The sequence below is a fragment of the Rossellomorea sp. NS-SX7 genome, assembly GCF_052828565.1.
Genome location: NZ_CM128249.1, coordinates 742,879 through 757,190 on the forward strand (window position 1 = coordinate 742,879; position 14,312 = coordinate 757,190).

The 14,312-nt window shown below is 44.9% G+C and carries 14 protein-coding genes; 7 read left to right on the top strand and 7 right to left on the bottom strand.

Translation table 11 applies throughout. The features are described 5' to 3' along the window. The first annotated feature begins 98 nt into the window (after positions 1–98). Positions 99–860 carry a class I SAM-dependent methyltransferase gene (locus tag ACUXV2_RS03565; RefSeq protein WP_446245693.1) on the top strand — a complete coding sequence of 254 codons (762 nt, stop codon included), beginning with the start codon at positions 99–101 and terminating at the stop codon, positions 858–860. Between the two features lie 72 nt (positions 861–932). Next, on the top strand, positions 933–1,877 hold the full coding sequence (locus ACUXV2_RS03570) for an alpha/beta hydrolase (RefSeq protein ID WP_446245694.1): 945 nt from the start codon (positions 933–935) through the stop codon (positions 1,875–1,877). A gap of 199 nt (positions 1,878–2,076) precedes the next feature. On the opposite strand, the gene ACUXV2_RS03575 is transcribed toward ACUXV2_RS03570, so the two are convergent. Next, a complete protein-coding gene (locus tag ACUXV2_RS03575; protein ID WP_446245695.1) occupies positions 2,077–3,495 on the bottom strand; it encodes an alanine/glycine:cation symporter family protein in 1,419 nt (472 codons plus the stop codon). A gap of 278 nt (positions 3,496–3,773) precedes the next feature. Here ACUXV2_RS03575 and ACUXV2_RS03580 point away from each other — a divergent pair, with 278 nt between their 5' ends. After that, positions 3,774–4,133 carry a DUF805 domain-containing protein gene (locus ACUXV2_RS03580; protein ID WP_446245696.1) on the top strand — a complete coding sequence of 120 codons (360 nt, stop codon included), beginning with the start codon at positions 3,774–3,776 and terminating at the stop codon, positions 4,131–4,133. Positions 4,134–4,274: 141 nt separating this feature from the next. Next, positions 4,275–4,529 (top strand): atypical membrane-integrating protein (Mistic protein), encoded by a 255-nt coding sequence (locus tag ACUXV2_RS03585; RefSeq protein ID WP_446245697.1) that lies wholly within the window; start codon positions 4,275–4,277, stop codon positions 4,527–4,529. A gap of 106 nt (positions 4,530–4,635) precedes the next feature. Here the strand turns inward: ACUXV2_RS03585 and ACUXV2_RS03590 are convergent, their stop codons facing one another. The 5 genes from ACUXV2_RS03590 to ACUXV2_RS03610 all read right to left on the bottom strand — a co-directional run bounded on the left by ACUXV2_RS03590 (position 4,636) and on the right by ACUXV2_RS03610 (position 11,528). Then, positions 4,636–6,054, bottom strand: a complete 1,419-nt coding sequence (locus ACUXV2_RS03590; RefSeq protein ID WP_446245698.1) for an NAD-dependent succinate-semialdehyde dehydrogenase — start codon at positions 6,052–6,054, stop codon at positions 4,636–4,638. A gap of 20 nt (positions 6,055–6,074) precedes the next feature. Continuing rightward, complete coding sequence (locus tag ACUXV2_RS03595) at positions 6,075–7,463, bottom strand: hypothetical protein (protein WP_446245699.1); 1,389 nt, start codon at positions 7,461–7,463, stop codon at positions 6,075–6,077. 74 nt (positions 7,464–7,537) lie between these two features. Further along, positions 7,538–8,686, bottom strand: a complete 1,149-nt coding sequence (locus tag ACUXV2_RS03600; protein WP_446245700.1) for an iron-containing alcohol dehydrogenase — start codon at positions 8,684–8,686, stop codon at positions 7,538–7,540. Positions 8,687–8,858: 172 nt separating this feature from the next. After that, a complete protein-coding gene (locus ACUXV2_RS03605; protein ID WP_446245701.1) occupies positions 8,859–10,466 on the bottom strand; it encodes a sigma-54 interaction domain-containing protein in 1,608 nt (535 codons plus the stop codon). A gap of 105 nt (positions 10,467–10,571) precedes the next feature. After that, a complete protein-coding gene (locus ACUXV2_RS03610; RefSeq protein WP_446245702.1) occupies positions 10,572–11,528 on the bottom strand; it encodes a DUF4003 family protein in 957 nt (318 codons plus the stop codon). Positions 11,529–11,762: 234 nt separating this feature from the next. On the opposite strand from ACUXV2_RS03610, the gene ACUXV2_RS03615 reads away from it, so the two are divergent. Next, entirely contained in the window at positions 11,763–12,236 is a 474-nt protein-coding gene (locus ACUXV2_RS03615; protein WP_446245703.1) for a GyrI-like domain-containing protein, read from the top strand. A gap of 46 nt (positions 12,237–12,282) precedes the next feature. Here ACUXV2_RS03615 and ACUXV2_RS03620 read toward each other — a convergent pair whose 3' ends face one another. Continuing rightward, the gene (locus tag ACUXV2_RS03620; protein WP_446245704.1) at positions 12,283–12,831 is read right to left on the bottom strand and encodes a 2'-5' RNA ligase family protein; all 549 of its coding nucleotides are present in this window, start codon (positions 12,829–12,831) and stop codon (positions 12,283–12,285) included. A 219-nt stretch (positions 12,832–13,050) separates the two neighbouring features. Between ACUXV2_RS03620 and ACUXV2_RS03625 the strand changes: the two genes are divergently transcribed. Both ACUXV2_RS03625 and ACUXV2_RS03630 read left to right on the top strand, forming a co-directional pair. After that, on the top strand, positions 13,051–13,836 hold the full coding sequence (locus ACUXV2_RS03625; protein ID WP_446245705.1) for an SRPBCC domain-containing protein: 786 nt from the start codon (positions 13,051–13,053) through the stop codon (positions 13,834–13,836). 20 nt (positions 13,837–13,856) lie between these two features. Continuing rightward, the gene (locus tag ACUXV2_RS03630; RefSeq protein WP_446245706.1) at positions 13,857–14,291 is read left to right on the top strand and encodes an SRPBCC family protein; all 435 of its coding nucleotides are present in this window, start codon (positions 13,857–13,859) and stop codon (positions 14,289–14,291) included. The last annotated feature ends 21 nt before the right edge of the window (positions 14,292–14,312 follow it).

Consider the following 14,312-nt stretch of genomic DNA (forward strand, 5'->3'; position numbering starts at 1 on the left):
TCGGATAACCGGGGCGGGCATTCTGACCTCGTTCACAAGAGAAACAAGATTCAGCAGACATTCTGCTGAGTTATTTATAGACAGTGGAGGAAGCAACCATGTCGTACAGTCAATATGGAAAGCTTTGTACGGAAGTGTATGATCTGACAAAAGAAGTCGGACAATCATTCAGTGGGGATTTAGAGTTTTATAAGGAAAAGTTAAAAGATTGCAATGGCAGGATATTGGAGGCGATGGTCGGCTCCGGCAGGGTCATCATCCCATTACTGGAAAGCGGTCTCAAGGTGGATGGAGTGGATGATTCAGAGAACATGCTGTCTTCATGCAGACACCGTCTTGAAGAGAGGGGGCTCCATGCGGAATTGTATGAATCCGACTTGCAGAGTCTGGACTTGCCGCATCGGTATGAATTCATCATCATCCCGGGCGGTTCCTTTTTATTGATCGATGATCGCAGTGAATCCATACAGGCTTTAAGGAAACTCCATGACCACCTTGAGCCTGGGGGAAGGCTCATCATGGATGTATTTCTGCCTGACGGACAATTTGAAACCGGGAAGGTGAATACATCCGTTTTCCCACTGCCGGACGGGGACACCATCACCATGGAGAGCAAGCTCGTCGAAGCGGATTTTTTTCATCAGCGCAAAGTGACCCACCTTAAATATGAAAAATGGAGAAACGGAAGTCTCATCGACACTGAACTCCAACGTTTTGCCCTTCGCTGGTATGGGGTCGAGGAGCTGAGGCTGATCCTGAAGGAAATCGGTTTCTCACAAATTGACATCTGTGCAGATTTCCATGAAGGCAGGCAGCCGACAGGAACAAACCAACAGATTGTCTATCAGGCTGTAAAGTAACATGTATTTGAAGGCCCGTCCCTCACTGCTTTAACGCGTTGGAGGGGCGGGCCTTTAAAAGGGGATGAAAGAATGGGAGTTGTGGAGAAGGAAGTAACTATTGAAGCGAAGTACGCGTTAGGGGGGACTCTCACTTTACCGGAAGGGTCATCAAGTAAGCATCCAGTAATAATCATGGTGCATGGAAGCGGACCCGTCGACCGGGACTCCAATGCAAAACGGATGCCGATGAATATTTTTAAAGAGCTTAGTGCCGTGGCGGCGGAAGAAGGCTTTGCTTCGCTGCGATATGACAAGCGGGGAGTGGGTGCGAGCGGAGGAGATTATCATGCAGCGGGTGTGTATGACTTGGTTGATGATTTGCAGGCAGTCATTGATTTTGCCAAACAGCAACCGGAAATCGATAGAGAGAGAATCATCCTCCTCGGTCATAGTGAAGGGACCATACTTACCCCGCTCATGAATGACCGCGATCCTGTCGCCGGCTTGATCCTGCTGGCTCCTTGTGCAGAGAAGCTTGCTGAGACGACGAAATGGCAGCGGGAAGAAATGGTGAACGAGATACGTTCAATGAAAGGATTTCAGGGCTGGCTTCTCAACGTGTTGAAAGTCGATCAGAAAATCATGAAGATGAACGAGCAGCTCACGGAAAAAATCCTCGGTACAGATGAAGCCGTCATTACCTATAAAGGAAAAAAAGTGAACGCAAAATGGAACAGGGAGCATGCTGATGTGGACGTATCCAAATCATTGATCCATGTCAGCTGTCCCGTCCTCGCTGTTTCGGGAACCAAAGACGTAAACGTAAAAATGGATGATGTCAAAAAAGCGTGCACGCTTGTAAAAGGTGAGTGTGAATCGCATCTATTAAAAGATCTCACCCATATCCTGAGAAAGACAGATACAGAATACTCCATGAGTAAAATCCTTAACGGCAACAAGAAATTGATGAAGAAACCCCTTGATGGGGAAGTAAAGGAGATCATCAGACAGTGGCTGGGTAAGTTTCAGCAATAACCAACCTTCAGGACTTATTCTTTTTACTGATTTTGTAGAATAAAAGGGTAACCGTGATGGAATAAATGAATAAAAAGTTTACAATGAAGAGTTCAAATGTGGAATCAAACATGGGTATTCTCCTTTTTAACAAAAATACCCAAACTGATATTGATTAAACATGAAAAAACCGGCGTGTTGGTCTCACGCCGGTTTTTTATTAACTTGCTTTTCTATTAGAATAGGACTGCATCTGTCCAGGTAAATACTCATTAAAGTAATGATTCGTTTCCTTTACGATTACCTTATAAAGAAGAAGCAGGGCGATCAGGTTCGGAATCATCATCAGTGCGTTTGACATGTCAGCGAATGCCCATACCAGCTCAAGGTTCGCCACGGCACCCATTCCTGTCGCCGCGACATAAATCAAGCGGTATGAAGCAACATAGCGATAGCCGGTAAGATATTCGAAGCATTTCTCCCCGTACATATACCAGCCGACGATCGTGGAGAAGCCAAAGAAAATAACCGAGAATGAGACGATATATTCCCCGGCAACTCCGAGGGCATGTCCGAATGCGGCACTCGTCAATGCTCCGCCATCAAGGTTAGCGGCATGCTGGACACCTGAGATGGCCCCGCCGGTTGGATCCCAGAAACCGGTGATAATCAATACCAGTCCGGTCATTGTACACACGATGATCGTGACGATGAACGTCCCGGTCATCGCAACCAGAGCCTGTTTAACTGGATGATCGGTTTTCGCATTCCCTGCAATCAGCGCGGCCGTACCAAGTCCGGCTTCATTCGAGAAGATTCCTCGTGAAACACCGCTGCGGATGGCTTCACTGATGACAATCCCGGCAAATCCGCCTGCAGCTGCAACAGGATTACATGCGTAATGGAAAATAAGTTTGAAAGCTGGAATGATCATGTCATAATTCAGCCCGATGATCAAAAGTGACCCGCCGATATACAGGAAGGCCATGATTGGTACGAAGAAAGAAGCCACCGTACTGATCCGTTGAATACCTCCAAAAATGATCAGTGCTGTAAGCACAGCAAGCACAATTCCGGTCACCCAATTATTGATTGAAAAGCTTGTCGTCATGACATCGGCAATCGTATTAGATTGTACGCTGTTCCCGATACCGAGGGCTGCGAATGCCCCGAAAAAGGCAAAAGCAACAGCGAGCCATTTCCACTTGCTGCCGAGTCCCTTTTCAACGTAATACATCGGTCCGCCCGAGTACTCACCGTTTTTATTCTTCACGCGGTATTTCATCGCAAGCAATGCTTCTGCATATTTCGTCGCCATGCCCAGGAGGCCGACGATCCACATCCAGAAGATCGCCCCGGGTCCCCCGATTGTCAAAGCGGTTGCCACACCGGCAATATTACCGTTTCCTATTGTGGCCGATAGAGCGGTCATCAACGTTTTAAAGTTGCTGATATCTCCTTCAGACGCTGAAGATTCCGATTTCGGTTCTTTTGTGAATGCAAGCTTAAAGGCATAAAATAATTTCTTGAATTGCAGCCCTTTAAGCATGATGGTTAAAAATAAGCCTGTCCCGAATAACAGTACTAAACTTGGTGTACCCCAAAGAAATGAATTGATCTTGTTTAGTACATCTAACATAAAATCCCCCTCATGATGTAAGCGTTTTCTGGTTGTGACCTCTACTATTATATATAGTACCACCCCCTGGCTGTCCAGTAATATGTGAAAGTTTGCCAGAGAATGAGTTTTTTGGACTACCCTTTAGTGGAGTGAGGGTCGGGCCTGGCACGCGGTGCTATCCTTGTGAGTTAAGAGGTGGTATACTCAAATCCGCCTTTTTCTGACAATCATCGACATGAGTATGATATACTAGCAACTATAAGAATAGTAAACTTACATATTAAAGGAGCAATAGCATGAGCTGGTATTTGAAAGTAATCAAGAACTATGTGAATTTTCGCGATAGAGCAAGACGGAAAGAGTACTGGATGTTCACTCTTGTCAACTTCCTTATTGCCATGGGAATCTTCGTGGTTGAAATGGTTGCGGGAATCGATGGATGGCTGTATGGACTGTATTCACTATTTGTGTTCCTGCCGTCACTTGCGGTATCCATCCGCCGCCTGCATGATACCGGAAGAAGCGGGTGGTGGATCCTCATCTCCCTCATCCCGTTAGTTGGAGCCATCGTGATCCTTGTATTCATGTGCTTAGAGGGCGAAAGCCAGTCCAACAAATGGGGACAGAACCCTAAATTTGGCGGAAGCTACCTATAAGGTAACAACCTGACACCCGGCGTACCTTTTACCAAGGTACGCCGGGTGTTCTTTTATGCTTTAACGCATCGAGGGACGGGCCTTTAGCTGCATAAAGTATAATCCCAGCAATTCCCACACATACTAGAGGTGGGTGATATAATGCGAGCGAAAAGCGATGAAACCGAAAAATACAGTGATGCCATTGATAGGATGCAAGAAGGATTAGAGGCAATGATCGAGCTGTACAATGATATGGAAGAGGACGCCCCTTTTATTGACTTGGAGGAGGAGGTCCTTAAGGATCTGGAGAAAGCGAAGCAGATTTATGGTGAAGAATATGTGAGTAAAAAAGTCAACACGATCCTGAAAGAGGTGTTGACCTGGCTGGATTTAGAGGAAGACAAGAAAAAGTAGGCTGCCTAAAATAGAGGTGAAGAGCTGTTGAAGGATTGAAAGAACCCCTGACACCAAAATGTGTCAGGGGTTTTCTGGTTTCTATTGCAAGACTGGTATGGGCTTTTTATAAGCCGACTGAAATATATTTGACTTCCAGATACTCTTCGATTCCATGATGTCCCCCTTCACGCCCGAGACCGCTCTGCTTGAAGCCGCCGAACGGAGCCTGAGGGGTGGAAGGGACGCCGTCATTCAGGCCGACGATTCCATACTCGAGTTGTTCGCAGATCTCGATGCCCTTCGTGATATTTTCTGTAAATACATAAGCGGCAAGTCCATAAATGGAGTCATTTGCACGTTCGATCGCTTCTTCCTGTGTCTTGAACGTGGAGATAGGTGCCAGCGGTCCGAATGTTTCATCCGTCATGCACAGCATGTCTTCACTCACATCGGTAAGGACGGTAGGCTCGAAGAACAACCCAGTGCCGGCTTTTCCTCCGACGGCCACCTTCGCTCCTTTGCTGACCGCGTCGTCAATATGCTTCTGGACCTTTTTGACTGCATCTTCATCGATGAGCGGTCCGATGTCGACGCCTTCTTCAAGTCCGTTTCCGACTTTCAGTTCTTTGACCTTTTTCACAAGCCTCTGTGTGAACTCTTCGGCTATATCCTCATGGACATATACACGGTTAGAGCATACGCATGTCTGCCCGGCGTTCCGGAATTTCGAGGCGATGACGCCTTCGACTGCTTTATTGATGTCACAGTCATCCATGACGATGGAAGGGGCGTGTCCGCCAAGCTCCAGGGAAACTTTCTTGATGGTATCCGCTGATCCTTTCATCAGCTGTCTGCCTACTTCTGTAGACCCGGTGAAGGTCAGCTTGCGCACGCGTGTGTCCTCGAACCATGCTTCACCGATAGATTTCGAATCACCGGTCACGACGTTGATGACGCCTTTCGGGATGCCCGCCTTTTCAGCAAGGGCCGCCATTTTCAACGCAGTCAATGGGGTAAGATTGGCAGGCTTGATGACGACGGTACAGCCAGTCGCCAGGGCAGGGGCCACTTTCCTTGTTATCATCGCAGCAGGGAAGTTCCAAGGTGTGATGACGGCTACCACTCCGACAGGCTGCTTCGACACAAATAAACGCTTATTTCGCTGTGTGGCCGGGATCTGTTCACCGTATACCCGTTTGCCTTCTTCCGCGTACCAGGAGATGAAGCCGTTGGCATATTGGATTTCACCAAGCGCTTCTTTCAATGGCTTACCCTGTTCCATCGTCATTGTCCGTGCAAGGTCTTCCTTATGTTCATTAATGAGGTCGTACCATTTTCGGATGAGCTCGCTTCTTTCATAGACAGAATGCTGTGACCAGTCGCGGAACGCATTGTAGGCAGCATCGACTGCACTAACCGCTTCACTTTTTCCGCCTTTGGAGATCGTGGCCACAACCTCTGAAGTCGCAGGGTTGGTCACTTCCACTTTAGGTAAGTTGCTTCCGATTTCTTCACCGTTGATGAGCATATTGTAGTGTTGCATGTTCAGCCTCCTCTTTCATGTTAAGAAATTCGCTTCATTTCATCTTCATCTAGATCTTTAGTGAATATTTTATCATTTTCTCCTTTGAAAAACTTCTTTCCATAGATGAGTACACAAAGAATGATCCCGACTGCAAAGCCCCAGGTTGCTCCTTTGGTGGCTAAAACTGCACCGATGATCCCTGCAATCCCAAGGTCTCTATGGCTGCGGGCTTCAAGGATGCCCACCCGGACACTGACGTATCCTTGGATTAATAGAGTGAGTGCCAATGCAATTCCAAGTATCGGTTCTACTAAACTCACGATCGGGAGCAATAGAAGACCTGTGTTTGTTCCCCATCTGAAGGATCCTGATCCTCCAAAGAGCGAATGCATCGCTTTTTTACCTTCTTTGAATCGTTCGATGACGACTACCTGCATGGCGGCCCACAGGGGACCTGCCATCGTAACATCAGGGCCAAGAATACTCATAATTGTATTCCGTCCTCCGAAAATCATATGAGCCCGGTTTGGGTTATAGTCTATTTTTTCATCCCTGCGAACATCATCCGCTTCTTCAATCAACGCCTTACTCTGCAGGACGTCACCGAATAAGACAATATATGCAGCTAATACAGTTGGCAGGGCAGACACAAATAACATGGCGGATGGGAACCCTACCCCAAATACAGTATATTCACTCCAAAGAGTACCGAAATCCGGATTGATCAGGCCCCATTCAATCGTCGGCCAAGGTGCTTCACCGAATAATGGAGCAATGATGACCGCTAAAATGATGATAGGAAAAATTCCGAGTTTCCCAATTAGTCCCCATAGTGCGCTTTTGTTTTTAAGTTGATTGAAATGCTGCGAGAAAATGATGTAGAATGCGATTCCTACAGCAATCGAGATGGTCCATGGGAAACTCTCGAAACGGCCCCCAACCTGGAAAACAGAAATGACTGCAGCGAAGCCTGCTCCCAAAATGACTCCGGATTTAATCGCCGGTGGTACAAACGATACAACTTTTTTTGCAAGGCCAGTCACTCCTAAGAATATGGAGAGGAGCCCGAGTGTAAGCTGGAAGGCGATCAGTGCGTGCACCCGTTCTTCACCTTCTGGAAACGTTGATACATAAGCCATGATCAAAGGGATGGCCGGTGTGATCCAACCCGGAACAACGGGATCGCCAAGTAAATGATGAGTTAAGTATAGAAGACCGTTCAATAACACGACGGCCAAAGCAACTTCAAATGGCATCCCGAGCAGTTCGATCATCAATGGAATGGCGGCTAAGTCGACAGCACACATGAGCAGTCCCTGTACATAGTCCGGCCATTCAAACTTATAATGGATAAATGGAAGTCTTAATTTGAATGGTCCCAATGGAATATACGGTGATTCCTCACCATGTTTACGGTTTTTCCACATATTATATACCCCTTTTCAACAATAGATATGACTCTTTTCTAATTTTTTCATCCCATCCTTCGGATAAAAACAGCTTAGTAGGCAGCTTGATAAATTTGTTTGATATCTTCTAGTGTCAGTTTGCGTGGATTATTGTTTAAGAGACGTTCAATCTTGCTTGCATCTTCAGCCATTTCCGGAATATCGCTTTCAGGAATGGAAAAGGCCCTCAATCCCGATGGAATATTCACTATGCTGCACAACCGTTTCAATGCATGAACAGTTTGTTCTGCAGCATCAGCGTCAGATAGGTGACTTACTTTTTCACCTAAAGCCGATCCGATATCCCGGAAGCGCTCCATGCAGGAGATCTTATTCCATTCCATCACATAAGGAAGGAGCAGGGCATTGCTCACACCGTGTGGAATATGGTAACGTCCCCCGAGTGGATAGGCGAGGGCATGGACAGCGCCAACTCCGGCATTTCCAAAAGCCATTCCGGCCATCAAGCTTGCGGTTGCCATGTTTTCGCGTGCCTCCAAATGGGACGGGTTGGCATATGCTTTCGGCAGATTTTCTGCAATCATTTTAATTGCATATATCGCAAGGGCATCAGTGATTGGCGATGCGTGCACCGAGATATAGGCCTCGATTGCATGGACAAGTGCATCAACACCGCTTGCCGCCGTCACAGAAGGCGGCATCGTCAAGGTCATCTCAGGTGCCACAATCGCAACATCAGGCAGCAGGTAATCACTGACGATTCCTTTTTTCAGTTGAGCCTCCTTATCAGAAAGGATGGAGATATTTGTTACTTCAGATCCTGTACCCGCCGTAGTGGGAAGAGCGATGATGGGTGCGCCTTTCTTCGGCACTAGGTCTGTCCCTATTAAATCCGTGAGATTTCCATCATAGCCTGCAAAAGCAGAAACACTTTTGGCGATGTCGATGGCACTGCCTCCTCCAATGGCAATCAGTCCATCGTGAGCTCCTTCCATGAACATATTTGTACAATCATGTACGACAGAAAATTCAGGTTCAGGCTTTACCCCGGTAAACATACCGAAAGAAAGCCCTTTCAAAAATGGGGTGATTTGATTCACGACGCCTGCTTTCTGTAAGATTTCGTCCGTCACAATAAGAGGATTTTCCATGCCCAGGCGTTGTATTTCTTTAGGTATTGCTTCTGTAGCCCCTTTACCGGTAATTAGTTTGTTAGCAATCTTAAAAGTTGATATTGTCATGATGACGAGCTCCTTTCTTGTTTATAAACTATTTCATAAACTCTTTGTAAAAAGTAATGCAAGTTCTGTGCCAACTTTCAGAAAAGTTAAAATAGTAGCTTGTTCCTGATTTATGTAGAGTGATGTTGAGTGTAAAATGAATCGAAAAAGGGAGACTTGATTAAAAATATAATCAAATCTCCCATTTTTTCATTTTCTGTACGATTGTTGATTGACTGACTTGTAAAGCCTCGGCTGCTTTGCGTGTTGTTTTATGTTTCTTCAATGCTCTTGTTATCAGATTTCTCTCTACATTGTCCACCGCTTCTTTTAATGGAATGATCTCCGTTTCATATGGGAAGTCTTTTTGCGTGTTGCTTGTCTCCGAGAGTTCATTAGGGAGATGTTCTGAATCAATGGTTCCGATAGGGGATGTGACAACTATGCGTTCAATGCAATTCTTTAATTCCCGGATATTTCCGGGCCATGAATATTCATGAAGAATATTCAATGCTTCAATACTTAATCTCTTGGTCATTCCATACTCATTATTAAATTCCTCAAGAAATTGCTCTGCGAGAGGGATGATTTCTTCTTGTCGATCTCGTAAGGAAGGTATTTCAATGGGCACTACGTTTAATCGATAATAAAGGTCCTCCCGAAACTCACCATTCTTTACGAGCTCTTTTATATTCTTGTGTGAGGCAGCAATGATTCGTACATTGATTTGTTTAAGTTTTGATGCTCCGATCGGGATGAAGGCCTGGTCTTCGATAACCTTGAGTAATTTCACTTGAAGCTCCAAAGGCAGGTCCCCGATTTCATCAAGGAATAAGGTGCCGTTATCCGCAATCTCAAGCAGCCCTTTTTTCCCTTTTGTGAGCGCTCCTGTGAATGCCCCTGGTTCATACCCGAATAGTTCCGCTTCGATTAGACTTGAGGGGAGGGCACTGCAATTCAGCTCCAAAAAGCTTCCAGAGGTACGGTCTGAGTGTTCATGAATATACTTCGCGATCATTGTTTTACCAACGCCTGTTTCACCTTGCAGGAGTACTTTTGCATCTGTTTTCGCCACCCGGTCAATGATGTCGAGAGTCATCTTCATTTTTTCACTATGATAGAATGATGAATTTGTTGTATCGTTCATAAAGGTTGCATTTGTGCTCTGTCTGAGATTCTTTAATTCTTGCAGCTCTTCAATCCGGAGCTTGAGTTTCAGAAGCTCAGTGATATCCCTTACGCTATTGATCACATAAAGAATCTCGTCTTTTTCATTAAAAATGGGTGTTCCCGAAACAATAATCTTTCGACCGTTATGAATGGTCTGCATCAGCGTTACGGGCTTTTTTTCTTTGATTACTTGGATGGAAGCAGATTTCGAAATATAGCCTTCCTTAATGATTTCCTCCATATGATAACCGATCAGCTGCTGGGGTTTCAGGTTTGTGATCCGTTCATACGCTTTATTTATTTTTACCGTAATCCCATAGCCGTCCGTAATGAATACCCCATCATAGAGGGAATTGATGATATCTGTGAAAATATCATTCTCAAGCAGCTCGCTATATTCATTCTTGACTCTTGACCTTGTTTGAGAGGTATGCCGGCCGGCTGAAAGCTTATGGATGATTTCTCCGACAGATTGATGCAATTGTACCTCCTGGAACATCTCCTTCATGTCATCAAGGGTTAAGACGCCAATCGCTTTACCTTCCTCATCATGAATCTCCAAATACTCTTCTTCGGAAGAAGAGAACAACTCAACAGCACGTTCTAAATCATCTGAAATTCCAATCCGCATGTTGAATACCTCCGAGTCCAAAACCATAATCTTTTTTTTTCATACTATCACACTTTAACGCAACGAGGGACGGGCCATTTACATACTAAAGGACCGTCCCTTCAATCATTCCCCGCTGCTGGTTGCAGCTGTCGCACCTGCGATTGCGGCAACGCTTGAGGACTGCTGGGCCTGGATGAGCGCTTCTATGGTCGTCGACAGGTTCGTCTGAAAGATGGATGAATTCTCGATTTGATCGCTGAGGTGAAGGGTGACGGCCATTATGAAGTTCATATCCTTCTGCCAGCGGATATCAGTGTTTAATGATTCTAGTATCTCCATTACGGCAGCGATATGATCGCTGCCGTTTGTTATAAAGGAAAGCATGGCAATCTGCGGATAGAACATCGATTTCGGCCGGATGCCTTCATCTTTTAACATATCGAAAATCTCTTTGCAGCGAGTCACCAATACATTTGAATCGACATCTTCATTAAGCGATAGAATGTGGCTCATCGTCTGGAGGTCATTTCCTTTGTGGAAACCCGACTGATTCAACTGTTCATAAAAATATTCAATTTGTTCGATCAGCATATCCGTATCCTGCGTTCTTCGGGCAAGCAGCATCGCAAGCGGATAGTCACTTTGTCCGGTCAAGAAAAAATGCTTCTTTCTCATTTTTTTATAGACTTCCATCGCACGTGATGAAGTCCCGTCACTTATTTCTTCCCCGCTGATTAATACCATTGCGGAAATATACGTATACGGACCCATTGTGAACCCTTCGTCCACAAGTGCTTTGTACGATTGAATAAAACTTTTGATTGATTTCTCCGGATGAAGGAACCGAGTGTCGAGCATGGCTGCAAACGTATATCGATGATGGGATTGAAGTGTGTTGAAGAACCCGAGTTCCTTTCTGATCCGTTCAGCGATTTCGTCAAGACGGACAGGGGCATATGTTTTATTGTTTGTCACATAGAGGGAGGCGATCATCATGATTGAACGGGCGTCCGACACCTTCCAGCGGAGACTTTTTTTCAATTTTGCATAAACGTCTTTATATATATCGGTTTTGTTCATATCATCACGTCCTATTGAGAAGTTGTTTGCTATACATACGATAGAAGAAATGGAAAAGTTTCGTTAAAGATAAATCATTTCCAATTTTTTCAATGGGGAACGGGAAGGAAATGATAGGGATAAGGCAGTTGGGTAAAGGAATCACGGAGGGTGTTGGCGAATAGTAGAAATGGGTTTTAACACAGGGGACGAGTTTTTGTATAAAAGGACTGCCTGAAGAAAGGGGAGAAGGAAATGGACTATAGAATTGTTGAGAGAGAGTCATTCAAAGTCATAGGAAAAGGAACGGAGATAAAAACATCAAACGGTGAAAATAATAAAGAGATTCCAACTTTCTGGAGTGAGGTGACGGCTAGCGGGGAGGGGGATGAGATTTGTCGTTATGCGGAAAATGGGGATTTAATGGGTGTGTGTATGGAATTCAATCATGCTAGTGAAACGTTCACTTATTTCATCGGAGCAGAAACAGCTGAAGAAAGCGAAAAATTTGATTCGATTGTCATTCCTGCAGCAACCTGGGCGGTTTTCACATCGGTCGGACCTATGCCGCATGCCATCCAGCAAGTCTGGCAGAAAATTTATTCCGAGTGGTTTCCTTCTACAGGATATGAGCATGCGGGAGTACCTGAATTCGAGCTGTATCCTCCAGGCAACGTTAATAGGGAAGATTATCGATGCGAAGTGTGGGTTGGGATTAAAAAGAAATAATGAACATAAACAGAAGCTTGCGGAATACCGAAAGCTTCTGTTTAGTTTACTTCAGCTTTTTAGAATATATAAGGGGGGCGTCCATCGTATCGCCATCTTGCCCGATTAATTCAATCAGGCCCACTTCCTCAATCCTGCCTTTAGTGAGGCCGATCCGGTCGACACAATAATGAAAGGCCTTCGATAATTGATCCGGCTCGAGCTTGTTGGCAAGCGTGCTGTGGGGAATCCACTGTTCGGGTTCATATAACTTATTTGCCTCCGTGTTGAACGTTTTAAAGTGTTTATGATGTTGTGTATGAAAGTCGAGCAGTTCCTTCGTGGCCGTGGGGGATAGAAAAAGAGTATTGTAATTCAAGAACGATCCTATGTGATTGAACGTGATGTCGAAGCTTTTTTTATCATCATAAAAAATGTCCATCTGCTTCATATAGTTTTCCTTGTCCAGCTCTTTATAGCTCGCCAGTGTAAGGTGAGGTCTCCCGTCCTGAACCTCATCGATGTAATACGATATCGACTCGTCACGTAATTCTTTCCATATATTTTTAATCAAGGTTTCTGTTTCTTCATCAAACAGAGCGGTAACCCAGAACATGTTGTAACCACCTTATCATCGTATTGCTGAAACAATTTCATCAGCTGTGTTACTTACAAGTTACCCTATAAAAGAATGGTTAAATCTTGTTCTTACTATTTACGGACAGACTTTCATAAAGTTTCAGAAAATCGACTTGACTGGGATAAAGACTACATGTTACTATTTAGTCACATATTACATGTGACCATTCGTTCACATAAGAGGGGATTTTCTTTTATGAATGAAGAGGAACTTTCCAGTCTGTTTAAGGCACTCGGCCATCCAATTAGAAGGGCCATCTTGGATATCCTGAAACAATCGCCTAAAACAACTGGTGAATTGAATGAACAATTCCCGGAGGTAACCCGCTACGCCATCATGAAGCACCTGAACATCCTGGAAGAAGGACATTTGGTACTGGTCAGACGGGAAGGGAAATATAGAAAAAACTATTTGAATGCTGTTCCGCTACAGGACATGCACCGCCGCTGGGTAGGAAAATACATGGAGGCTGACGCAAGCTCACTGCTGAATTTGCGTTCAATCGCCGAGAAGAGAAAAGGAGAGGAAAACATGAAAACAGAACAAAGCCGTGCATTCAAAATCGAGCAAGAAGTTAATATTAATGCTTCACGTAAAGAAGTATTTCAGGCACTGACAACCAATGCAGAGGATTGGTGGGAATTCAGGCTGGCACCAGAAGGGGAGACTTCAACGTTTACGTTCGAACCCTTCCCCGGCGGCCGATTCGTAGAGAAATGGGGCGACAATCAAGGTGCAGTCTGGGGTAATGTGTATTATGTCAATGCTCCTGAAGAAATCAGGATTGAAGGGCATTTAGGCATGCAGGGAGCTGTCAACAGTTCGTATACTTACCGTCTTGAAGAAAAGGACGGTGCTACGCTGCTTCGATTATCCCACACAGCTTCAGGTATCATTCAGGAAGATTGGGAAGAGAAACACACAGAAGGGTGGAAGTATCTTCTCGGCACCCGCTTAAAGAACTATGTAGAAAAAGTTTAACGATATGCGGAGGAATTAACATGGTCGATATTAAAACAGAAATCACCATTCAATGCCCGCTTGTAAAGGTATCATCGTATGCTTCCAATCCCGATTATGCCCCTGAATGGTATGATAACATCGATTCAGCGAAGTGGCTGACGGAAAAACCTTTGGCCCTTGATTCCCAAATCGCCTTTAAAGCTAAGTTTTTGGGAAGAGAGCTGGCATATGTCTATGAAATTGAAGAATATATCCCAGGTGAAAGATTGGTCATGAAAACGGCAAACGGCCCATTCCCGATGAAAACCACTTATACTTGGGAGGATCTTGGGGAAAATGGTACGAAGATGATGTTAAGAAATCAGGGGGAACCCAGTGGTTTTTCAAAAGTCTTCACCCCATTCATGTCAATGTTCATGAAAAAAGCAAATCAGAAAGATTTAAGGAAAATTAAACAAATACTCGAAAACTAATCATTATGCAGCTCCTTTCTT